The following is a 23,467-nucleotide window of genomic DNA, read 5'->3' on the forward strand; positions in this document are numbered from 1 at the left end:
CTTGATCGGGTCAGCCTAGCTAAGGAGCTGGAAGAATTATGTCCGTTGCAAACCGTCTGTCCGCACTCTTCGCGGCATTTACCCTCGTTGCCGCTCCGACGGTGACCGTTTTTGTTGCTCCCGCTGCCTATGCCGAAGAGCCTGCAGCGACTGCACCCGCAGCAACTGATGCTGCCGCCCCTGCTGCTGATGCCGCTGCGGCCCCCGCAGAAGCTGCTGCAGCCCCGGCTGACGCCGCCGCCACCACCGAAGCACCCGTTGCACCGCCTGCAGCAGACGCTGGTGTGCCCACTGACAACCCATATGGCCTGAAGGCCCTGTGGACCCAGAGTGATATGGTGGCCAAGGGCACCCTGGTGATCATGCTGATCATGTCCATGGGTACCTGGTATGTCATGGTGACCAAGCTGTTTGAGCAGTTCAAGCTGATGCGCCAAGCCAAGGCTGCGCGTGAGTCCTTCTGGAGTGCAGGTTCGGTGAAGGCCGGCGTAGGCACCCTGGAGGAAGGCAGCGCCTTCCGCTTCATCGCAGAGAGCGGTGTAAATGCTAACGAGCACCACGAAGGTGCCCTGCTGGAGCAGATTGACCGCAATACCTGGGTGACCATGTCCATCCAGCGCTCCATCGAGAATGTGCAGAACCGCCTGCAGGATGGTCTGGCCTTCCTGGCTACCGTGGGTTCCACTGCACCGTTTATCGGTCTGTTCGGTACCGTTTGGGGTATCTACCACGCTCTGGTGAAGATCGGTATGTCCGGTCAGGCTTCCATCGACAAGGTGGCTGGTCCCGTGGGTGAATCGCTGATCATGACCGCCATCGGTCTGGCCGTCGCCGTGCCTGCTGTGCTCGGTTACAACTGGCTGGTTCGCCGCAACAAGTCCGGCATGGAACAAGTGCGCGCCTTCGGTGCCGATCTGCACAATGTGCTGATGAGCAACAGCCAGGCGAAGAAGGGCTAAGCCATGGGGATGAACGTCGGAGAATCCGGCGGCGATGACGAGGTAGTGTCGGCAATCAACACTACCCCGCTCGTGGATGTCATGCTGGTGCTGTTGATCATCTTCCTGATCACCATCCCCGTCGCGACACACACCGTCCCGGTCAAGCTGCCTACTGAGACTAACCAGGCGAACGAAACCAAGCCGGAGAACATCAACATCGCCGTAAACAAGGATGGCGATGTGTTCTGGAACATGGCTTTGATCCCAGATAACGAAACGCTGGTGACCAAGCTGAAGGAAGAGGCGGTGAAGGTGCCTCAGCCTGAAGTCCAGATCCGTGGTGACCAGACTGCTCGTTATGAGTTCGTGGGTAGGGTAATCGTGGCTTGCCAGCGTGCCGGTATCGTCAAGGTCGGTTTTATCACCGAGCCTCCGCCGCGCGGCTAAGTTGAAATAATTGCGAAGGATAAGCCATGGGCATGAATGTAGGCTCAGGTAGTGATTCCGGTGATCCGGAAGTCATGGTGGACATGAACACCACGCCGTTGATCGACGTGATGCTCGTGCTGCTGATCATGCTGATCATTACTATCCCGGTGCAACTGCACGCAGTGAAGCTTGATATGCCTGCGGGTAATCCCCCGCCGCAGACAACCGAGCCTATCGTGCATCGCATTGATATCGATTTTGACGAAACCATCTATGTGGATGGCATCGTCACGGATCGCGCTACGCTTGAGGCCAAGTTGCGTGAATATGCCGCTCAGCCTGAACAGCCTGAGGTGCATCTGCGCCCCAACAAGCTGGCACCGTACAAGACGGTTGCAGGCGTGATGGCTGCCGCACAGCGTCTGGGTGTGACCAAGATCGGTATGATCGGTAACGAACAGTTCATGTAACAAAACGGGTTGCGGCGACATCGTCTAGACGGTGTCGCCGCGCTTTGCTTTTTAAGAAGCCACCAACCAATTCGGAACAAAAATGCGCGCTCGTCCTCTTTGCCTTGGACTGCTTATCTGGGCAGCCATTGGCTCCCCCGCCCTTGTTAGCTTGCATAGCAGCCCGGCCGCTGCCATGGCCCAGGAAGCCGTGCGCCCCGAGGTGGGCAAGCCGCTGGCCGCAGCAAGCAACCTGATGCGTTCAGGCAAACACAGGGAAGCGCTAGCCAAAACCCGAGAGGCCGATGCTGTCGGTGGCAAGTCGGCTTACGAGTCGTTTGTGGTTGATCGCATGATGGGTTTTGCCGCCGCCAGCGCGGGCGATGCGCAAACAGCTGCCAAGGCGCTTCAGTCCGCCATGGATTCGGGCAAGATGTCTGGTTCCGAAAAACTGACAGCAATGGAAGCACTGGTCAGTGCTTACTATCGCGCCAAAGATTTCAAGGGTGCTGCAGCATGGGCTGATCGTTACACCCGTGCTGGCGGCACTAACGCCCAGATCACCGGCCTGTCTGCCCAGTTGCGCTATATGAGCGGTGATTCCGCTGGCGCTGCGCGTGAACTGAATGCCCAGGTGGCAGGCGACATCAAGGCAGGCCGCAAGCCGTCTGAGGAAAAGCTGCAGTTGCTGGCCAATGCCTATTTGAACCAAAAGAATACGGATGGCTATCTGGCGACGCTGGAGAAGCTGGTTACCTATTACCCCAAGCAATCCTACTGGACGGATGTGATCTCGCGCGTATCGCGCAAGACCGGCTTTGCTGATCGTCTGGCCTTGGAAGTGTATCGACTGAAGTTTGCCACCAACAATATGGCCTCGGTGGAGGACTTTATGCAGATGGCCCAGCTTGCCATGCAGGAAGGCTTTAATGCCGAAGGCAAGAAGGTGGTTGAAAAAGGCTTTGCTGCCAATGTCCTGGGGCAGGGCCCACAGGCTGAGCGGCAGAAGCGTTTGCTGGATCTTGCAAACAAGCGTGTAGCCACCGAAGCGGCTACGTTTGCACAACTGGAAAAAGAGGCGAATGCCTCGGCTGATGGCAGCCTGTTGGTCAATCTGGGCATGAGCCTGGTGGGCGCAGGTCAAACCGCCAAGGGCATCGCCATGATGGAGCAGGGTATACAGAAGGGCGGTCTCAAGCGTCCTGAAGACTCCAAGCTGCGTCTCGGTATTGCGTATCTGATGGCAGGCCAGAAGCCCAAGGCCGTGCAGATGCTGAAAACCGTGCAGGGCAAAGATGGAACGGCAGATGTTGCCCGTCTCTGGACGCTCCACGCCCAGCAGCACTGAATACGGCAGTATGCGACGGGCAAGGCCTACCGGTCTTGCCCGTTGCTATGCCTGATGGCATAACCATCCGGGCATGACAGCGGCGGATATGACCGTGCTGTATGCGTTTTCCCAGTTGCAGTTTTCCAAAGCGACACCACACCATGAAACTTGCTTCCATTGCAGGCCTGAGCTTGTTTGTCGCCGGCCTGGCGGGCCCAGTTGCCGCGCAGTCGGCCGACATGAACAAGACGCTTCATACCTATTTCGAAGCGCCTGAATCCGGTTTTGACCCTGCCAAGTATTCCGATCATTACTCTGGCGAAGTCAACAGCAGCATCTTCGAATCACTGCTGGCCTATGACTATCTGGCCCGTCCGCAAACCCTGGTCCCCAGGCTGTCCGACCTGCCCCAGGTGCTGGATGACGGCAAGACCTTCATCTTCAAGATTCGCCCTGGTATCTACTTTGCTGATGATCCTGTGTTCAAGGGCAAGAAGCGTGAAGTGGTTGCCACCGATGTGATCTACACCATACAGCGCATTGTTGACCCCAATAGCCGCGGCGCACCCTGGGACTTCATGTTCAAGGGCAAGGTGATAGGCCTGGACGAAAAGATCGAGGCGGCCAAGAACAAGCCTTTCGACTTTGACAAGCCGATAGAGGGCTTGCAGGCACTGGACAAGTACACGGTACAGATCAAGCTCAAGCGCACTGATTACAACCTGCCTTACATCATGGCGGCGCCGGCTACTGGCTTGGTAGCGCGCGAAGCTATCGAGGCCTATGGCGAGAATTCGGAAGCGCATCCGGTAGGGACTGGCCCTTACATGCTGAAGTCCTGGCAGCGGCGTAACCGTATCATCCTGGTGGCGAACCCTAACTATCGTGGCTTCCAGTACAAGCCTGTCAGTGGGCCAGGTATTGAGGTGGATCAGGGCATCGCCAAGCAGTTGGAAGGCAAGACCTTCCCGCGTATAGGCACCATTGATATCCGCGTGATTGAAACACCGCAGGCCTCCTGGCTGTCGTTTCAGAGCGCACAGCTGGATATCCACCCTCGCTTAGGTAACAACTACTCCAAGATTGTTGCGCCGGGCAATGAGCTCTCCCCCAAATATAAAGAGATGGGTTGGCGCTATTTCCGTGAAGCTGAGGCGGATATTACCTATTACATGTTCAATATGGACGACAAGGTCGTGGGGGGTAACTCGCTTGAGCGTATAGCCCTGCGCCGTGCCATTGCCTTGTCATATAACCAGGCCAAGGAACTGTCCATTATCCGCAATGGCCAGGGTCTGCCGGCGCAATCACCGTTGGCACCACAAATTAACGGCTACGATCCGAATTTCAAGAATGTGCTGGGTCGCTACAGCCCGTCACGCGGTAACGCGCTACTGGACAAGTTTGGCTACAAGGATTGCGACGGCGATGGTTGGCGCGAGCAACCAGGTTGCAAGCCTTTGACGATCACCTATATGGCCAGTACCGGCGCCGATGGCCGTGATCAGGAAGAGTTGCTGCTCAAGGGCTTTGGCGCCATTGGCATCAAACTCGAAATCGTCAAGATGAACTTCTCCGATCTCTTGAAGAATCGCCAGGGCGGCACTTATCAGTTTGCCGGTGGTGCATGGGGGCAGGATTACCCGGATGCTGAAAACTTCATGCAATTGCTGTATGGCCCCAATGCGGGTCCTGTGAACGAGTCGCGTTTCCGTAACAAGGACTTCGACAAGTTGTATGAGCAGATTGCTGCGGAACCCCAATCGGAAGCGCGTAACGAACGGCTGCGCCAAATGAGCCGTATCGTGGCGGCTTATGTGCCCTGGATATACAACGTCAACCGCATCCGTACACATATCGCTCATCCTTGGGTCAGTGGCTATAAGCCGCATCCGGACAATATGCCGCACTGGTACTACCTCGATGTAGATGTCGAGAAGCAGCGCGCTGCCACCAGCAAGTAATACATCGAATCGTTCAAAAGACGTGGACCGAAACGGGAGAAACCCGCATGCGTAAACTTACACCACTCGTACTCGCGCTCTGCCTGCCAGCGGCTTTTGCTGCCGAGCGTGGCGAGATCCGTATTTCCAAGGCCGAGGCTGTGCCAGCACTCTGCAGCCAGGCGATTACCGACCTTAATGGCGCTGCAGCCCAGTTGCAGAAGCTGCCCCTAGCCGAAGCCAATGTTGATACTGTGCTGGTGCCTTGGAGCAAGACCATGGGCGGCTTGGTCGAATTCTGGTGGGGCGGTGGCCTGGTTGCCAACGTGCACCCGGATGAGAAGCTGCGCCAGGCTGAAGAAGCTTGCGACCTCAAGATTTCGGATGCCATGAACAAGCTGATGCAGCAGGAGGCGCTTTATCAGCGCTTCAAGGCTGTGAAGCCGGCGGATGCCATCGATGCCGAGACGCTCAAGGGCATCCTGGCCGAATTTGAAGACAAGGGTGTGAACCTGCCAGCGGCCAAGCGCGCCCAGGCTGGCAAGCTGTTTACCCGCCTGGACAAATTGCAGCAGGACTTTGCTCGCAATGTCCGTGAGAACAAGCAGAAGCTGGCTTTCAGCGCAGAGCAGCTCAAGGGTTTGTCTGACGATGTGCTGCAGGGTCTGAAGCGCGATGCCAAGGGTAACTACCTGGTGGGCTTCGACTACCCCGAATACCTGCCTGTGATGGAGACTGCCGAGAGCGGCGAAACCCGCCGGCAGATGCAGTACGCCTATGCCCGCCGTGGCGGCGCAAAGAATCTCGCCATCCTGCATGAGGTAGCCAATATCCGTAAGCAGCTGGCCACGCTGATGGGCTACCCCTCTTACGCGGCTTGGGCTACCCGTAACAATATGGTGGGCAAGCCGGAGGTCGTGCTGGATTTCCTGGGCAAGGTCCGCAACACCGTGACCGAGGTGGAAAAGCGCGAGTTGGCCGAACTGGCCAAGGATAAAGCGGCTCACACCCAAGACCCCAAGGCCGTGATGCAGCGTTGGGATCAGGCCTTCTATGAGCGCCGGGTGCAGAAGGCACGCTTCCAGATTGATCAGGAGGCTGTGCGCGCCCAGTTCCCCACCGAGCCGACAATCAACTGGATGATGGCCGTGACCAGCCGTCTGTATGGTGTGGAGTTCCGCCAGAACGCCAAGCTGCCAGTCTGGCACGAAGATGTGAAGGGCTACGATGTCTTCGACAAGGCATCGGGTGAGTACCTGTCATCTTTCTATCTGGATTTGTTTCCCCGTGATGGTAAGTACAAGCATGCTGCGGCCTTCACGGTACGCCAGGCCAGTACGCTGACGGGCCAGACACCGGTTTCGGCGCTAGTGACCAACTTCAACCGCAAGGGCTTTGATCAGGACGAACTGGAAACGCTGTACCACGAGTTTGGCCACATCATGCATGGTGTGCTCAGCCGCACCCGCTACACCCTGAATGCTGGCACCAATACCAAGCGTGATTTTGTCGAGGCACCATCGCAGATGTTCGAGGAGTGGGCGCGTAACCCTGCTTCGCTGGCGCTGTGGAACGAAGTCTGTGCCAGCTGCAAACCTATCGATATGCAACTGGTGGCCAAGATGAATGAATCGCGTCTGTTTGGCGCGGGTACCAAGTACGCCCGTCAATGGCTGTACGCCGCCTATGACATGGCACTGGCAGGCCCGGTGCCGCAGGATCCGCTCAAGCTGTGGCAGAAGATGGAAGCCGCCACACCGCTGGGTTACGTGAAGGGTACCGAGTTCCCAGGTGCTTTTGGCCATATTGTTGGTGGCTATGCTGCCGGCTATTACGGCTATATGTGGTCTGAAGTGCTGGCGCTGGATATGCGCTCGGCCTTTGGCAGCAATGTCATGGACCCGGTAGTAGGCATGCGTTTCCGTAAGAGCATTCTGGAGAACGGTTCGCAAGTGCCCGAGATGGATCTGGTTCGCCAGTTCCTGGGACGCGAACCCAGTTCCGATGCTTTCTTCCGCGAAATCACCGGCCAGAAGGCTGCAGAGGCTAAATAATGAGCACCTACCTGTTACGCCGTATTTGGCAGATGATCCCGACCTTGGCCGGGGTCATGCTGCTGGTTTTCTTCCTGTTCAACGTGTTTGGCGGCGACCCTGCCGCCATCCTTGCCGGCAAGGTGGCCAGCAAGGAAAAGATTGATGCCATCCGCGAACAGCTGGGCTTGAATGCACCGATCTGGGTGCAGTTGTGGATTTTCGTCAAACAGGTCTTCACGTTTGACTTTGGCGCCAGCTGGAGTACCAACGAAGCTGTTTCGGCCATCATCCTGCAGAAAGCGCCAGTCTCGCTGACCGTCATGCTGCAGGTCTGGTTGCTAGATGCCATTGTGGCTGTGACCTTGGCGGTAGCTGTTGCCTACAAGCGTGGTTCGTTTACCGATCGTGCAGTAATGGGTATCTGTACGGCTGCCATGTCCATCTCACTGCTGTTGTACGTGGTCGTGGGCCAGTGGTTGCTCGCCTACAAGCTGGAGTGGTTTCCGGTCCTTGGCTGGAGTGATGATTTCTGGACCAATGTCAGCACTTACGCACCGCTGCCGATTCTGTTGCTACTGTTTGTTTCCATCGCGCCGAGCTTGCGTTTGTATCGCTCCTTTGTGGTGGAAGAAACCGGCCAGGATTACGCACGGACTGCTCGCGCCAAAGGCGCTACTGAACACCGCGTCATGTTTGTCCATGTACTGCGCAATGCCGCCGTGCCTATCGTGACCAATCTGGCGCTGGCATTGCCGGGGCTGTTCGTAGGTTCCTTCCTCATCGAGATGGTTTTCTCCATCCCGGGTTTGGGTAAGGAAATCGTCAATGCGGTGCAACGCAGCGATTTCCCGGTGATCAAGGCGATCACTGTCTACCTGGCCATGTTTGCCATGGCTGTCAATTTGCTGGTCGACGTCTTGTACAAGAGACTCGATCCGCGTGTCGAACTGAAGTGAGGCGGCGACAATGACTCAGCAACAAGCATCGTATGGATTCTGGCGCGCCGCCGGAAAGCGCCTGTGGGCGGATAAGCTGGCGCGATTCTGCATGGCCGTTCTGGTTGTGTACTTCCTGGTCGCAGGCGCGGCGGGTATGGGTTGGGTGGCGAAAGACTGGAACGAGGAGGTTGGTGTGTCATACGCCAACCCATCTTTCCTGGGCGATGACTACCCTAATCCACAAGGCAAGAACAGCATCATCAGCCAGGATGTGCTGGTGGTTGATGAAAAGCAAAAGGCTGTCGATCCGTTGGCGCCTTACTATGAAGAGATTGAGAAGAACGCTGCAGCCTATGAAAAGGCTGAGGTCAAGCCTAGCTGGACGCTGCTATTGGGGGGCGACAAGTGGGGGCGTGATGTCTTCGACAAGGTAATCAAGGCCGGTCAGGTGTCGATCAGCATTGGTCTTGCATCGGCATTGCTGGCCGTGTTTATTGGCACCGTGCTGGGTGCGCTGGGTGGCTACTTCGGTGGCAAGCTCGGTGATTTGCTGGAGTGGTTCTACAACATCTTCACATCGGTACCCTATATCCTGCTGGTTCTCGCATTTGCTGCTGTCTTTGGCAAGGGTGTGAGTACCGTCATCCTGGTTTTGGGTTTTGTGGGCTGGACCGGTACTTACCGCCTCATCCGTGCCGAGTACATCAAGCAACGTGGCCGTGACTATGTCATGGCAGCGAATGCCATCGGCGCCTCGCATGGGCGCAAGATGTTCGTACATATCCTGCCTAACGTCTCACATCTGATACTGGTTCAGCTTTCGCAGTTGGTGGTGGATTTCATCAAGGCGGAAGTCATCCTGTCCTTCCTGGGTCTTGGTGTACCGACGGATTCAGTGTCCTGGGGCATCATGATCAACGAAGTCATGCCTGAGCTCGTGCTGGGCAAGTGGTGGCAATTGGCGACGGTAGCTGTGGTCATGTCGACCTTCGTGGTCTCGTTTGGCCTGTTTACCGACTTGTTGCGCGATGCGCTCGACCCCAAGGCCAGCCGCCGCTAAGGAATGCACGATGACCACTGAAAACCTGCTTGAAATCAAGAATCTGCGCGTTACCTTCAGGCTCGGCAAGAACGAGCGTTTTGAGGCGCTGCAGGGCGTCAACTATGTGATTCCCAAGAACAGCGTAGTTGCGCTGGTTGGTGAATCGGGCTCGGGTAAGTCGGTATCGGCCATGGCCATCATGGATCTGTTGCCGCGTGCCAATACAGAGATACCCGCCGACAGCGGCATGGTGTTCGAAGGCACCGATCTGCTGAAGCAGACCGAAAAGCAGCGCCGTGACCTGTGCGGCAAGCATATTTCGATGATCTTCCAGGATCCGATGACCTCGCTGAACCCGGTCTACCGGGTGGGTGACCAGATCGTCGAAGTGCTGCGCCTGCACAAGCCCTTGAGCAAGAACGAGGCGAAGAAGCGTGCGGTCGAGTTGCTGCGCGAGGTAGGTATTCCCGACCCGGAAACACGGGTCAACAGCTATCCGCACGAAATGTCGGGCGGCCAGCAGCAGCGTGTGATGATCGCCATGGCGATTGCCTGCGAACCCAAGCTGCTGATTGCGGATGAGCCGACCACCGCGCTGGACGTGACGATACAGAAGCAGATCATTGAACTGCTGATGAAGCTCAAGCAAAGCCATGGCATGAGCGTGTTGTTCATTACCCATGACCTGGAGCTGGTACGTGAGATTGCCGACCATGTGGTGGTGATGCACCGTGGCGTGATCAAGGAGCAGGGGCCGGCCGAGAGCGTGTTCACCGCCCCCAAGGATCCTTACACCCGCGCCTTGCTGGCTTGCCGTCCTACCATAGACAAGCGTCCCATCCGTCTGCCTATCGTTGAGGACTTTCTGCAAGGCCGCGAGCATGAATTGCCCCAGGGTGAGCGCAGCCGTGGTGTCAGCCCGGCCGATCCCATCATCCTGCAGGTGAATAACCTGAAGAAGACCTTCCGCGTCAAGCAAGGCCTGTTCAGCCATAAGGAAGTGGCTGCGGTGAAGGATGTCAGCTTCAAGCTGGCGCGTGGCAAGACCTTGGGTATCGTGGGTGAGTCGGGCTCTGGCAAGACCACACTGGGCAAGACCATCCTGCGCCTCAATAGCTGCGAAGGCGGGGAGGTGATCTACAACAACAAGAACCTGATGGGTCTGTCCGACCGTGAGTTCCAGCCCTACAAGCGGCAGTTGCAGATTATCTTCCAGAACCCCTATGCCAGCCTGAATCCCCGCTTTACCGTGGGTGACATTCTGCTGGAGCCGATGCGTGTGCATGGTATTCACGACACCGACAAGGACCGTGCTGACCATGCGATCCAGTTGCTGCGCCGGGTGGGGCTGGATGAGAAAGCTTTCCACAAGTATCCGCACGAGTTTTCTGGTGGCCAGCGCCAGCGGATCAGCATTGCCCGCTGCTTGTCGATGAAGCCGGAGATTCTGGTTTGTGACGAATCGGTGTCGGCGCTGGATGTGTCGGTGCAGGCGCAGGTGCTGAATCTGTTGCAGGAGCTGCAGGATGAATACGGTATGAGCTACCTGTTCATTTCGCACGATCTGAGCGTAGTCAAATACATTTCGGACGAGGTGCTGGTGATGCACCACGGTGAGATGGTGGAATACGCCAATTCTGATGAGCTATACCGCGAGCCCAAGCACGCTTACACGCAGAAATTGCTGGCCGCGATTCCCGGTCGCTGACCGGGCGCAAGGCGCGATATGCCCTTAGGAAGGCATATCGCCCCCGGTGAAAGCGTGGCGCTGGTCGCTGTAACCTGCCAAGCGCAGGCAGTGGTTGGGCCACGGGGGAGATAAGGGGCGCCGGGTAGCCTTGTGATGACTTGAAAGCCGCTGCTATAGCGGCTTTTCTTTTGCCTGCGGCAATATACGACCTGGGCGACTGCATGAGAAAAGGCCACTTACGTGGCCTTGATTCGGGGTTGTCTTGCGTAGCGCCTTACTTGCGACTACTGCTCTTGACGGCATCGGCGGTGGCGGTGCTGGCGGCCTTGATGCTGGCGTCGGCAAATTCAGCTACCTGCCGGCTGGCCTTGGTGAGGCTATCAAACGCGGCCTGGCTGGCAGCAATGCTGGATTTGAAACCCGCAGAAAATAGATCGGAGCCTGCCGGTGCAGACTGACCAAGCTTATCGAAGCCGGCCAGGAACTCTTGCTGCAGATTACCCAGGCGGGCTTCGCTTACCTTGGCCAGTTCGGCCTGGGTTTGCGCGGCCAGTTCGTAGATATTACGCGACAGGCCCAGCATCGAACCCATGGCTTGCTCGGTCAGGGCGGCGCGTACAGCCAGCGCGGATTGGGGGTCTTTGACTTCCGCCAGTTTGTTGGCCACCTTGGCGGAGTCCTCCAGGGCGTCTTTTGCGGCAGTCAGCTGCAGCTGCAGCATGCGCTCTGCGCTGTCTATGCTGATGCGGGCAAGCTTCAATGCGATTTCCAGTTGCTGCTGGGTGAGCTCTGCTTGAGGGGATGGTGCCATGTCATTCTCCAGGTTTGTTATGTGTCTGTACTGTTTGCCTGTAGGGGCTGTGTGCAAGTCCAAGACCGTGGAGCTGGGCGGGCTACCCATGCTGCATGGCACGCTTTGGCATGGCCTGCAGGTGCTGCCGGTTGTTGTTGGCAGTACGCAGGCGCGGGGGAAGAGTGCTGTACGCCTAGGCTTGCGTTATAGTTATGCTGCTTCGCACAACACAACCCATTCTAGGAAGCGGGTTCTGTGGCGTCAAGAACAACATGCTGCAACGCAGCAAAGTATATCTGCTCGCTAAGTGATTGATTCACAGAAAAATACGGAGACAAACTTGGCCGATACCCCAAAGCGCGTGATCAAGAAGTACCCCAATCGACGCCTCTACGATACTGCCACCAGCTGCTACATCACGCTTGAGGATGTCAAACAACTGGTACTTGAAAACGTCGAAATCGTGGTGGAAGACGCCAAGACTCACGAAGACATCACCCGTAGCGTGTTGCTCCAGATCATTCTCGAAGAAGAGAGCGGCGGGGCGCCCATGTTTACCTACGACGTACTGACCCAGATCATCCGCTTCTACGGCCATGCCATGCAGGGGCTGATGGGCAACTACCTGGAGAAGAACCTGCAGTTGTTCAGCCAGATGCAACAGCGCCTGCAGGAGCAATCGAAGACGGTTTACGGTCAGGGTGAGAATCCCTTGGCAGGGAATGCCAATCTCTGGGGGGATTTCATGAAGTTCCAGGCCCCGGCCATGCAGAACATGATGACCAGCTATCTGGAGCAAAGCACCAATATGTTCGTGGAAATGCAGCAGCAGCTGCAGGACCGCACCAAGAACATGTGGACTGGATTTGGCTTTCCTCCGGGTAGCAGTGATAAAAAATAGAGATCAATCCGCGCAGCGGATGAGCAAAAGGCGTGTCTGCGGATGCGCCTTTTTTGTTGCCGACTACCCCGTTTGGGTATCGGTGTGCGGCTTGCTAGCGTAAAAGCAACAGCAGGGGGTTTGAAAGTACCTTGCCTCTTACTGAGCCCTATGGAGTGTCCATGAGCGATGTAACATCCCTAGTCATGAATAGCCCTGTCCTACCACAGCCAAGCGCCGCGCTATCTGGGCTCACCGAGCTGCCAGAGCCTGCGCTCATCTATCAGCGGATCACCTCGCTGCTCTACCGCGAAGAGCCCAACCCCCGTCGACATGCCAGCACGCTGGCGAATGCGCTGAACGTAGACAAGAAGACGGTGAGTCGCTGGAGCAGCGATGGGGTTCGCAATGTCGAAGACATGATGGCCATCTGCCAGGCATTCGCGGTACCCCCTTCGGTCTTGCTGGCGCCGGTGATCGAGGGAACACAGATGGTGGATTGCCTGATCTCGGTGAACGGGACGGAATGCCAGGGGCGAGCCTGGATATCCTTGCACCCCTTGCCTACAGATAAGGCCAGCGCCATGGTGTGCAGGCCAGGGGAAGGGCGTTTCTGGCGGCTGGAGGCCTGCGGTAGCGGCCCACGTGAAACGGCGCACGTGGCCTATTATGTGGATTCGCTGTGCGAGACCCGCAAGACTGAACCGCGTATCGCGGTGTGCTTGCCTGGCCGCGCACCACTCTCCAACGAACTTGCGACGAAACTGCAACTGTATCATTGCCAGACGGTAGAATATGCCTCTGGTACGGCGCTGCTGGAGGCCATGCAGCGCTCGCCCCTGCAGATGATCGCCCAGTCTGCTGCCCGCGCGATGGCAGACTTGGACAGCAACCCCAGCTATGCCCGCTATGAAGCGACGCGCGCTTTGCTACGCCAGTTCGATATCTGGCATGTGGAGGGTGACTCGCAGGTGGCTGAGCAGTTCAAGCAGGCCCCCAACCTCCTGATCGTGCATGAGTCACTGTCGGACTGGCCGGTGTTTGTTCAAGCTGTTCGTGCAGCCTGTGGCCGCTACGTGCCTGCGCTCGTGTTGTGCGCGGAACCTCCGCAGCCCCGCCTAATCGAAGGCCACTATTTTTGCTCCATCCAGTTGGCCGATGTGCTCGGTATGATACGTAGACTGGTTTAACCCCTTAGACAAAGGAATAGTCGTGATTGAACTCTTTATCCTGTTGCTGATCAACCTGCTCGGCGTCACTACCCCTAGCCCCGCTACAGAACAGCCTAAGGAGCAAGCACCCGCTGGGCTTGTGCAGCCACAGGGCGATACGCCGCAGCCTATCATCAACCCAGGCGTATAAAGTTTGGCCATGGAAGCACTGCGCGACTCGTTGGGGCATGTGAGGCTGGCGGATGAGCTGGCTGACCAGATTTCTGCCATGGCGAGTGAGCTGGGCTTCCGCAATTTTATGCTGGGTTATGTCAATCCGACACTATCCAACACACCGTTCTGGATAGATCGCATGCCAAGTCGTACCTGGGATGCCGGTACTGTTGTGGCAAGAGATCCAGTGACGACTGAAGTGGTAGCCACCACGGCGCCCAAAACTATTATATGGACAGCAGAGACCTACGCTTCGGCGGGCGCGGCGGATTTATGGGAGCTGGGTAACTCGATAGGCATACACAATGGTGTGGTGCATGCTGCACGCCCCGGTGGCCGGCGGCGCATGATGCTGAGCATGGATCGCGATGCAGCCTTCGATGGTACGCTGGAACAGCAGATCACCCAGGCCAAACAGCTGGCTTATTTTACCGACATGCTGGCAGGGACAGTCATTACCCTGTTCGATACGCAAGACCAGATCGAAGCCGATTTAAGCAAGACCGAATTGGAAGCGCTTAAATGGGTGTTTGGCTTTGGTTATTCTGCGATTGAAATTGCAGAGCGATTGCATATCTCTTATCTTGCGGCGCGGCAATTGCTACAAAGTGCTACCGAGAAAATTGGCGCAGGGAATTACATACAGGCCAGTATGGTCGCGGCGCGCTATGGTGCGCTAGGGGCGGTTTGATAGGTGGGGCCGTAGCAATAAAACGCTGCGTTGATGCTCCGAGATGGCACCCAAACTCAGGTATTCTTGCCACTGAATGCGACAGTCCTAGCGAATACGGGCATCAACTGTCTTGCTTGGAGCAAGGAATTGATTTATTTCGAATCAATTCCTTACATTCAAGACTCAGTCATCCTTGGATCTATATGCAATGTGTGACCTTTCCACACGCAGCGCTACCAGGAATTAGTTAGCATGAAGGGCAAAGGAGCCCATCTTGTTGATAAACTCGCCGAGCATCCCACACACCAGCAGCTAATGCGTCACATGGTGCCAAGTCGATGTCAGCGGCAGTCCCGTAGGTAAAGGTTTGCCTATGTCGCCCTCCGACTTCCGGATGAGGTTGCTCCATATTAATGGAAATATCATCACTCTTACTAACACCGTGCTGTGCCATGTGATTATCAGAAGGAATGTGGTGAGGTGTAATATTATCCCCCTTTGTACCAGCCCTTTTCAGCACACTATACGGTGCTACCTGACCTTCATTTGGTAAAAACTGCTTGTTTGGAACTACCCCTCAGCAACCTCCCCCAGCCAGTGCGCATGAAAGCGCAGATGATCTTCGATAAAGCTCGCAATAAAGTAATAGCTATGGTCGTAGCCGGGCTGCACACGCAAGGTGATGGGCCAGCCCCGTGCCTGGGCGATGTCGGCCAGTATCTGTGGCTTAAGCTGGGTGGGCAGGAAGTTGTCCTGCTCGCCCTGGTCTATCAATAGCGGCAGGGCGTGCTGGGCATGTTGCAGCAGGTGGCAGCTGTCGTAGTCTTGCCAAGTTGTTCTATCGTCACCCAGGTATGCGGTGAATGCCTTTTGTCCCCATGGGCTGGTCGTCGGCTGGCAGATGGGGGCGAAGGCTGATGCTGCGGCATAGCGGCCTGGGTTGCGCAGGGCAATCATCAGCGCACCGTGGCCGCCCATGGAGTGGCCGCAGATGCTGCGCCGTAGCGTAACCGGGAACTCACGCTCTATCAGTGCGGGTAATTCCTCCGCCACGTAGTCGTACATGCGGTAGTGGGCAGCCCAGGGTGCTTGGGTGGCGTTCAGGTAGAAACCGGCGCCTTGGCCCAGATCGTAGCTATCGTCGTCTGCCACCTCAGTGCCACGGGGGCTGGTGTCCGGCATTACGATGGCTATGCCCAGTTCGGCGGCCATGCGCTGCGCACCGGCCTTGGTGGCGAAGTTGTCGTCGGTGCAGGTCAGGCCGGACAGCCAGTACAGCACATCTACCTTGGCGCCCTGATCACACTGCGGTGGCAGGTAGATGGCAAAGGTCATGCTGGTACCGGTGCTGGTGCTATGGTGGCGAAAGCGCTTGTGCCAGCCACCAAAGGCGCGAAAGCTGGCGATCTGTTCCAGGGCATGGCTCATGCTAGTCTTACTTGGCGTAATGGATGACGGAGCGGATGGACTTACCTGCGTGCATCAGCTCGAAGGCGGTGTTGATCTCCTCGAGCGGCATGGTATGGGTGATGAAATCATCCAACCGGAATTCGCCGGCCAGGTAGCGCTCGACATACTGCGGCAACTCGGTGCGGCCACGCACGCCACCAAAGGCGGAGCCGCGCCAGACTCGGCCGGTTACCAGCTGGAAGGGGCGGGTGGCAATTTCGGCGCCTGCTTCGGCCACACCAATGATGACGGACTCCCCCCAACCCTTGTGGCAGCACTCCAGGGCCGAGCGCATGACGTTGACGTTGCCTATGCACTCGAACGAGAAGTCCACGCCACCACTGGTCATCTCGACAATGACATCCTGTATGGGCTTGTCGAAATCCTTGGGGTTGATGAGGTCGGTCGCGCCAAGTTGTTTGGCCAGGGCAAATTTATCGGTATTGATATCTATGCCGATGATGCGGCTGGCGCCAGCCATGCGGGCGCCGATCACGGCTGAGAGGCCAATGCCACCCAGGCCGAAGATGGCTACGGTATCGCCTTGCTTGACCTTGGCGGTATTGATGACAGCCCCCATGCCAGTAGTGACACCGCAGCCCAGCAGACAGATTTCTTCCAGTGGTGCTTCGGGGTTGACCTTGGCGAGGGCAATTTCGGGCACCACGGTGTATTCGGAGAAGGTGGAGGTACCCATGTAGTGGTAGATGGGCTTGCCGTCCTTGTAGAACCTGGTCGTCCCATCTGGCATCAAACCTTTGCCCTGGGTGGCTCGGATAGCCTGGCAGAGATTGGTCTTGCCCGATTTACAGAACTTGCATTCACGGCATTCCGGGGTGTAGAGCGGAATAACATGGTCACCCACGGCCACGCTGCTGACGCCTTCACCCAGTGCCTCGACGATGCCGGCGCCTTCGTGCCCAAGGATGGCTGGAAAGACGCCTTCGGAATCCTTGCCTTCGAGCGTGTAGGCATCAGTGTGGCAGACACCGCTGGCTACGATGCGCACCAGCACCTCGCCTTTCTGTGGCGGCATCAGATCGACCTCTTCGATGCTCAGGGGCTGATTGGGGGCCCAGGCAACGGCTGCACGGGTTTTGATCATCTTCATGGTGGTGCCTCAGTGGGAGGGAATGGCCAGATTCTAATGGGAACTGACCTGGGCTGGTGGTCTAGCGACTTTCTGGATGATGGCCACACCGCAAGATGCCGCCTATGCCCGGCGCGGATACCCTGTTATCTCGCGTATGGCGTGGTAGAGCGGTTGCAGGCGTTCGTACATCCGTTTGTACACCCTGGGGTAGAGCTGCTGGTAGATGGCGGCGTGCTCGGCCACGGGCTCGAATACCTTGCCTACACGGGTCATGTTGTGGATGGCGGTATCGAAATCAGGGTGCAGGCCGAGTGCAACCGCGCCGAGGATGGCAGCGCCCAGGCCGCTGGTTTCGTATAGATGGGGGCGTTCGCACGGCAGGTTGAATACGTCGGCGGTGATCTGCATGGCGGCGTCGCTTTGTGAGCCGCCACCTGAGATGCGTACACGTTTGATGGCGACGCCACTGCGCGTGGCGATGCGCTCGCCGGCTTCGCGTAGTGCGTAGGCCAGGCCTTCCAGGATGGCGCGGTAGAGGTGGGCACGGGTGTGGACGTCGCCAAAGCCGATGATGGCGCCTTTGGCCTCGGGGCCGGGCACCTTGATGCCGGGGTTCCAGAAGGGTTGCAGCATCAGTCCTTGGGCGCCGGGAGGCACGGCGTTGACCAGATCATCAAACAGGCTTTCGACGGCGACACCGCTGCTCTCGGCAGTCAGGCGCTCCTGCAGGCCGAATTGTTCCTTGAACCAGCTCACCATCCAGAAGCCACGGGTAATCTGTACTTCGGTGTTGTAGTGGCCGGGCAGCGCAGCAGGGTAGGGTGGCACAAAGGGCGTGGCCTCGACGTAGCGCTCGGTGGTGGTATTGATGGTGGCGGCGGTGCCGAAGGACAAGCAGGCTGTCTCCGGGCTGATGCAGCCGGCGCCCAGGACTTCGCAGGCTTTGTCGGCTGCACCGGCGATGACGGGCAGGCCTTCGGGTATGCCGGTATCGGCGGCGGTCTGCGCCGTGACCTTGCCTATGATGGTACCGCTGGCGGCAAGCTCGGGCAGCATGCAGGGCGAGATGGGCATGGCTTGCCATTTCCAGTCATGCCTGGGGGCCCAGCAGCCTTTTTTGTAGTCAAAGGGCACATAGCCGACCTGGCTGCCTATCGCATCGACATAGCGGCCGGTAAAGCGGTAGTTGAGATAGCCCGAGAGCAGCAGGAATTTGTGGGTGCGAGCCCAGATATCTGGCTGATGCTGGGCTATCCAGTTGGCCTCGGCCTCGTGCAGGAAATGTCGCAGGGTGTTGTGCATGCCAATGGCGCGGAACAGCAGCCGCCACCACCAGGAGAGCTTGGGCAGTTTGTCGGCACGGCGCTGATCCAGCCACAGGATGGCCGGGCGCAGTGGCTTGCCGTCAGCGTCCAGGTTGACCACTGTGCCACGCTGGGTGGTGATGACCACACCCCTTATGGCGGATTTGGGCACGCTGGTATTGGCCCACAGGTGCTGGCAGGCGCGGCTAAGGGCGTGCCAGAAGTCTTCGGGGTCGTTCTCTACCCAGCCCGGTTGGGGCGATTGATAGGTATCGATGCTGACCTGGGCTTTATCGACCAGGTTGCCGTGCAGGTCGAACAACAGCGCCCGGACGCTTTGTGTGCCGTTATCGATGGCGAGCAGGTAATCGTTGCTCATGGTGCGCTTTCGGTTCTGGTGGGTGGCAGGCTGTAGTGGCGGGCGATCAACTGCTGATAGCGCAGCAGCTCTGCCTCCCAGTGTGCATCGGTCCAGCCTAGTTCGGGCTGGCACAGGGCGCGTATACGGGCCTGATGATCCAGCCCCCCACGGGGCAGCAAGATGCCCAGCCGGGTGCGCCGTAGCAATAGATCATCAAGGTGAACCACAGACTCCGCCCTGGCGGCGCGTTGGAGTTCCTGCCACAGGGTATGGGTGCCGGGCACAAAGGCCAGGGTATCGGCTGTGGCGGCATCGGCGACCTCGGCAGCGTGCGGGCCATAGCGCGCGCGCAAGCGCTGGGCCATGGCTCCTGCCAACTGCGGCGGCAGGCTGCTGGCGGCACTGAAAACCGGGGCTGTGCTGGGCTGGTACGGCCGCCCCATGCGCTTGGCGGCCAGTGCCAGCGCATCTTGCGCCATCAGGCGGAAGGTGGTGAGTTTGCCACCCGTCAGGGTGATCAGTCCTTGCTCATCTAGTACCACATGGTCGCGGCCGGCGCTGGATGGGCTGCTGCCACCTTCATCCACCACCGGGCGCACGCCGGCATAGCAGGCTGAGACATCGGCCCGGCCTAGCTGGACGGCGGGGAACTGGTCGTTGACTGCCGCCAGCAGGTAGTCGACTTCGGCATCGGTAATGCTGGCTTCGGTATCGAGATCGCCGGCATGGTCCAGGTCGGTGGTGCCGATCAGGGTGGCGCCTTCCCAAGGGTAGAAGAACACTGGTCGACCGTCGCGTGGGTGCATCAGGCTGACCGCCTGGGCGACCGGCAGGCGCCAGAAGGGAATGACCAGATGGCTGCCGCGCAAGGGGCGCAACATGGGCTTGCGGCCCAGGCTGGCGCGCAGGCGGTCGGCCCAGGCACCGGTGGCATTGATCACGGTGCGAGCCTGCACGGCGATTTGCTTCCCGGTTTCCAGGTCTTCCAGCACCATGCCTGCCAACTGGCCGTGCGCAATGATGGGGGTGCGGGCGGCCAGGTAGTTGATGGCGATGCCGCCATCATGCTCGGCTTCTTCCAGCACCCGCCAGACCAGCCTGGCATCGTCGGTCTTGGCATCGCGGTAGACCATGCCACCTCGCAGCTTGTCGGGTGCCAACCCTGGGGCCAGTTGAGCGACGGCCTGGCTGCTGCAATAGGCGTGGCTGTTTTCTCCCGCCATGTGGTCGTAGATGGCCAGGCCCAGCTGGAACAGCCAGCGGCCCGGCTGCCGGCCTTTGCAGTCGGCAAACAGAAAGCTTTGCGGCTCGATCAGCTCTGGTGCCTCACGCATCAGGCGCTGCCGTTCATGCACCGAATGCAAGGTGGTGCGGAACTGCCCTTCCTTGAGGTAGCGCAGGCCGCCGTGCACCAGCTTGGAGGAGCGGCTGGAGGTGCCCCAGGCGAAGTCCCGCTGCTCGATCAGCAGGACTTTCCAGCCCAGTCGGGCCGCCTCGCGCAGCACACCGGCACCGCTGATGCCACCGCCGATGACCAGCAGGTCCCAATCGGTGATGCCCAGTCGGCTCAGCTTGTCCTGGCGGCTCAGACGTTCCACGGTCCGCCATCCTGCAACAGCTTGCCCGGATTCATGATGCCCTTGGGGTCGAAGTGGCGGCACAGTTCGGTCAGCGTAGCCATACCCAACGGGCCTTTCTCGGCAGCGAGGTAAGGGGCGTGATCGCGGCCCACGCCGTGCTGATGGCTGATGGTGCCGCCATGCGCCACAATCGCTTCCGAGACCCTGGCCTTGTAGCGCTTCCAGCGGGCCATGTTGGCGTCGTAGCCGCCCGCTGCCGTGGGCCAGACAAAGGTGGAGTAGATGCTACTGCCCTGTGCGTAGAGATGGGAGAGGTGGGTAAAGGCATGCACCCGCTCACCGTCCTCGGCAAAGGCGTCGCGGGCGGCTTGTTCCATGGCCAGCATCAGGGGTTTGACGCGTGGCCAGTCCACAGCGGTTTCTATGGTGTCGGCGCTGTAGCCGTGTTCCCACAGGGTGTTGCGCAGATATGGGCCCTTGAAGCGGTTCTGCGCCCAGCGGTCGCCCAGGCTGCGGCCGATGTAGACACCGCCATGCTGCCGAGTAAGCCGCTTGGCCTCGGCCAGTGCGTGCCTGGCGGTAGCGGGTGTGGCGGTCAGGCCCAGCATCAGCAGGCATTTTTCGTTACGGCAGCCGCGCCAGCCCAGGTAGCGTTCCAGCCAGGCGATCAGGTTGGCGTGCCCAGCCAGGGCCAGATTGGTTTCGGTTTCGATGGCATTGGAGAGCCGCAGCATGGAGAGAGGCAGTTTCATCTGCACCAACTGCCGTACGGCTGCTTCTGCCGCATCCCAATCGGGGAAGAACAGGCCATGGAAGCTCTCGTGGCCGGCCAACGGTGTGACTCGCATGACTGCCTCGGTCAGCACCCCAAAGCGGCCCTCTGAACCCAATACCAGCTCACGCAGGTCCGGGCCGGCGCTGGAGGCGGGCAGAGTGGGCATATTGAGCGTGCCAATGGGGGTTTCCATACGGCCGCCGGCAAACAATTGTTCGATGCGCCCATAGCGCAGCGACTGCTGCCCCGATGATCGGGTGACGACCCAACCGCCGACGGTGGAGTATTCGAACGATTGCGGGAAGTGACCCAGGGTATAGCCTTGGGCACGCAACTGGGCTTCGAGTACGGGGCCAGCCGTGCCGGCGCCAAAGGTGGCGAGCTGGCTGACGGTATCGAGATGCAGCAGCCGGTTCATTCGCGTCAGGTTCAGCGACAAGACCGGGCGTGGTGATACAGGGCAATCGAGGTGACCGGCCACGCTGGTGCCGCCGGCAAAGGGGATGACGATCCAGTCTGCTAGCTGTGCCATTGCCAGCAGTTCCTGTACCTGCTCGCTGGTCTCGGGGTAGGACACGCCATCGGGCACGGTAGGTGTGGTGCCGCAGCGCTTGCGTAGCCAGTCGGGGTAGCTCTCGCCCAGCGCCACGCTGAGCCGTACGACTGGGTCGGTACGGATCAAGGGGTGTGCCGGCAGGCGGGAGGGCGGGATGGCCGCCAGCAAGGCCTGCTGCTCGACATCCTGTTGTGGCCGGCCAGGGCCCAGCTTTTCCAGCAACATGGTGGTGGCCTTGTCGCTCAGGTTCATGGTGGTGGTGGTTTCTCCCCAACCGTTCCAGCGTCGCATGGCTTATGCTCCCAATCTCCCGCACGATGCGGATTGTTTATCTGTCAGTACTCTAGTTCAGTGATGCCGCCCAGCCATTTCGTTATTCCGCCAATCGCTTGTGCTATCGCGCCAAATCCGCGCGTGGTGGCGCCTTATGCCCGCACGCTATGGGACGCTGCGCGCAATGAGGGGGTGCCCGAGTCACTATTGCTGGCTGCTGCGCCCATGCCGCAGGGTGAGGCAGACATGCCGCTGGCCGATTACCTGGCGATGTTCGAGGCAGCACTGGCCGCCACGGATCCCTTGTTTGGCTGGCGCCTGGGGCAGCAGGTCAAGCCGACCACCTATGGCGTCAATGGCATCCTGCTGCTGGCTTGCCCCACCCTGGGTTTGGCGCTGGAGCAGGTATTGCGGTTTGAGGCGCTGGTGCATGACCTGGGGCGGTCTAGCCTGTTGCAGCAAGAGGGTGTGGCGGTTTATAGCTGGCGCAATGACATGGCCTCGCATGCGGTGGCCGGTGCCTTGGCCGAATCGGTGTTCTCTGGCATCAAGACCTGTGCAGAGTGGCTGGCGGGCCGTCCGGTAATGCCGCTAGCCTTGGAATTTACCCACGCGGCACCGAGGGGCGGTAGCCTGGCCAGCCTGGCTGGGGTGGAGGTGGCGTATGGCTGCCCGATCAACCGAGTGGTGTTCCCGGCGGAGCTGCTGGCCTTGCCCATACCGCAAGCCAACAATGGCTTGCTGCCGCTGCTGCAGGGCCATGCAGAGGCGCTCTTGCGTGAGCGCCACCAAACCGAGCCGGCCATCGTGGGGCAAGTACGGCAGGTAGTGCTGAACAACCTGGGGGAAGGCGGCCTCAAGCTGGCAGATGTGGCGCAAGCCCTGCATCTCTCCACCCGCACCCTGCAACGCCGGCTGACTGAGGCCGGCATGGCCTTCCAGGATCTGCTTGATACTACCCGGCACGAGCTGGCGCGGCACTATCTGGTCAGTTCTGCCATGCCCATAGGTGAAATTGGCTACTTGCTGGGTTATCGCGACCCTGCGGCCTTCCACCACGCCTTCAAGGGCTGGCAGGGCGAAGGGCCGGGTAGTTTCCGTGGGCGCAGCCAGCGCCCAGAGAGCCCGCTTTGAGCGCAAGTCATTAGGTGGGGACGGGGTGGCAGGCGCTAGGGCACCCTGGTCCTGGGCCCCGGGGCAGCCTGATCCGGCAGGCTTATCCCTGACAGTCACAGCCCCCCCCGACATAGCCGCTGTTCGCCATCATTTTGACTGAGCTTCGGCTTTCAATTCATCACAGGCGCTGAGTCATAAAACGCACAGCTGGCTGGTCTTGATTATTCAAAAATAAGAATATACTTATTCTTGTGCTAGGCTTGCTGCAAGCCAGTTGACCTAGCTGTCTTCTGCTCTCTGGAGTGCGATTGCCCTTGGTTTTTTCCCGTGGCTGACTAAGCTCAGTAGGCCAGTGCTATCAGCGCGTAGCCGCCATTAAGAACGGTTATCACACAATTCACTTTTCCTGGGGGACGGGATGACTGGGAGCA

Annotated in this window: 20 protein-coding genes; 14 read left to right on the top strand and 6 right to left on the bottom strand. The window is 58.8% G+C overall.

What is annotated here, in order from left to right:
- Positions 1–38: 38 nt before the first annotated feature.
- The 9 genes from V7714_RS16660 to V7714_RS16700 all read left to right on the top strand — a co-directional run bounded on the left by V7714_RS16660 (position 39) and on the right by V7714_RS16700 (position 10,816).
- The gene (locus tag V7714_RS16660; RefSeq protein WP_335710716.1) at positions 39–959 is read left to right on the top strand and encodes a MotA/TolQ/ExbB proton channel family protein; all 921 of its coding nucleotides are present in this window, start codon (positions 39–41) and stop codon (positions 957–959) included.
- 9 nt (positions 960–968) lie between these two features.
- Entirely contained in the window at positions 969–1,388 is a 420-nt protein-coding gene (locus V7714_RS16665; protein WP_308447054.1) for an ExbD/TolR family protein, read from the top strand.
- A gap of 26 nt (positions 1,389–1,414) precedes the next feature.
- A complete protein-coding gene (locus V7714_RS16670) occupies positions 1,415–1,840 on the top strand; it encodes an ExbD/TolR family protein (protein ID WP_284197339.1) in 426 nt (141 codons plus the stop codon).
- 175 nt (positions 1,841–2,015) lie between these two features.
- Positions 2,016–3,167 carry a tetratricopeptide repeat protein gene (locus V7714_RS16675; RefSeq protein ID WP_335710717.1) on the top strand — a complete coding sequence of 384 codons (1,152 nt, stop codon included), beginning with the start codon at positions 2,016–2,018 and terminating at the stop codon, positions 3,165–3,167.
- A 143-nt stretch (positions 3,168–3,310) separates the two neighbouring features.
- Complete coding sequence (locus V7714_RS16680) at positions 3,311–5,113, top strand: ABC transporter substrate-binding protein (RefSeq protein ID WP_335710718.1); 1,803 nt, start codon at positions 3,311–3,313, stop codon at positions 5,111–5,113.
- A gap of 47 nt (positions 5,114–5,160) precedes the next feature.
- Complete coding sequence (locus tag V7714_RS16685; RefSeq protein WP_335710719.1) at positions 5,161–7,146, top strand: M3 family metallopeptidase; 1,986 nt, start codon at positions 5,161–5,163, stop codon at positions 7,144–7,146.
- Positions 7,146–8,084: an ABC transporter permease gene (locus V7714_RS16690; protein ID WP_335710720.1), complete on the top strand. Its 939-nt coding sequence runs from the start codon at positions 7,146–7,148 to the stop codon at positions 8,082–8,084. The genes V7714_RS16685 and V7714_RS16690 overlap by 1 nt, the downstream gene beginning before the upstream one ends.
- Positions 8,085–8,175: 91 nt before the next feature.
- Positions 8,176–9,126, top strand: a complete 951-nt coding sequence (locus V7714_RS16695; RefSeq protein ID WP_335710721.1) for an ABC transporter permease — start codon at positions 8,176–8,178, stop codon at positions 9,124–9,126.
- Between the two features lie 10 nt (positions 9,127–9,136).
- Positions 9,137–10,816: an ABC transporter ATP-binding protein gene (locus V7714_RS16700; protein WP_335710722.1), complete on the top strand. Its 1,680-nt coding sequence runs from the start codon at positions 9,137–9,139 to the stop codon at positions 10,814–10,816.
- 256 nt (positions 10,817–11,072) lie between these two features.
- Here V7714_RS16700 and V7714_RS16705 read toward each other — a convergent pair whose 3' ends face one another.
- A complete protein-coding gene (locus V7714_RS16705; protein WP_284197332.1) occupies positions 11,073–11,609 on the bottom strand; it encodes a phasin family protein in 537 nt (178 codons plus the stop codon).
- A gap of 322 nt (positions 11,610–11,931) precedes the next feature.
- Between V7714_RS16705 and phaR the strand changes: the two genes are divergently transcribed.
- The 4 genes from phaR to V7714_RS16725 all read left to right on the top strand — a co-directional run bounded on the left by phaR (position 11,932) and on the right by V7714_RS16725 (position 14,547).
- A complete protein-coding gene (gene phaR, locus V7714_RS16710; RefSeq protein WP_335710723.1) occupies positions 11,932–12,492 on the top strand; it encodes a polyhydroxyalkanoate synthesis repressor PhaR in 561 nt (186 codons plus the stop codon).
- A 185-nt stretch (positions 12,493–12,677) separates the two neighbouring features.
- On the top strand, positions 12,678–13,661 hold the full coding sequence (locus V7714_RS16715) for a helix-turn-helix domain-containing protein (protein WP_335710724.1): 984 nt from the start codon (positions 12,678–12,680) through the stop codon (positions 13,659–13,661).
- Positions 13,662–13,683: 22 nt separating this feature from the next.
- Entirely contained in the window at positions 13,684–13,833 is a 150-nt protein-coding gene (locus tag V7714_RS16720) for a hypothetical protein (protein ID WP_335710725.1), read from the top strand.
- Positions 13,834–13,842: 9 nt separating this feature from the next.
- Positions 13,843–14,547 carry a helix-turn-helix transcriptional regulator gene (locus V7714_RS16725; protein ID WP_335710726.1) on the top strand — a complete coding sequence of 235 codons (705 nt, stop codon included), beginning with the start codon at positions 13,843–13,845 and terminating at the stop codon, positions 14,545–14,547.
- A 552-nt stretch (positions 14,548–15,099) separates the two neighbouring features.
- Here the strand turns inward: V7714_RS16725 and fghA are convergent.
- The 5 genes from fghA to V7714_RS16750 form a co-directional block, all read right to left on the bottom strand.
- Entirely contained in the window at positions 15,100–15,945 is an 846-nt protein-coding gene (gene fghA / locus V7714_RS16730; protein ID WP_442891405.1) for an S-formylglutathione hydrolase, read from the bottom strand.
- Between the two features lie 19 nt (positions 15,946–15,964).
- On the bottom strand, positions 15,965–17,089 hold the full coding sequence (locus tag V7714_RS16735; protein WP_442891395.1) for an S-(hydroxymethyl)glutathione dehydrogenase/class III alcohol dehydrogenase: 1,125 nt from the start codon (positions 17,087–17,089) through the stop codon (positions 15,965–15,967).
- A gap of 102 nt (positions 17,090–17,191) precedes the next feature.
- Complete coding sequence (locus V7714_RS16740) at positions 17,192–18,754, bottom strand: FGGY-family carbohydrate kinase (RefSeq protein ID WP_335710728.1); 1,563 nt, start codon at positions 18,752–18,754, stop codon at positions 17,192–17,194.
- Positions 18,751–20,334, bottom strand: coding sequence for a glycerol-3-phosphate dehydrogenase/oxidase (locus V7714_RS16745; protein WP_335710729.1), 1,584 nt, complete (start codon positions 20,332–20,334; stop codon positions 18,751–18,753). Before V7714_RS16745 ends, V7714_RS16740 begins: the two co-directional genes overlap by 4 nt.
- Positions 20,322–21,938, bottom strand: coding sequence for an FAD-binding oxidoreductase (locus tag V7714_RS16750; protein WP_335710730.1), 1,617 nt, complete (start codon positions 21,936–21,938; stop codon positions 20,322–20,324). Before V7714_RS16750 ends, V7714_RS16745 begins: the two co-directional genes overlap by 13 nt.
- Positions 21,939–22,112: 174 nt before the next feature.
- Between V7714_RS16750 and V7714_RS16755 the strand changes: the two genes are divergently transcribed.
- Complete coding sequence (locus V7714_RS16755) at positions 22,113–23,054, top strand: AraC family transcriptional regulator (RefSeq protein WP_335710731.1); 942 nt, start codon at positions 22,113–22,115, stop codon at positions 23,052–23,054.
- The last annotated feature ends 413 nt before the right edge of the window (positions 23,055–23,467 follow it).

Source organism: Chitinimonas sp. JJ19, from assembly GCF_036961565.1.
Taxonomy (GTDB): Bacteria; Pseudomonadota; Gammaproteobacteria; order Burkholderiales; family Chitinimonadaceae; genus Chitinimonas.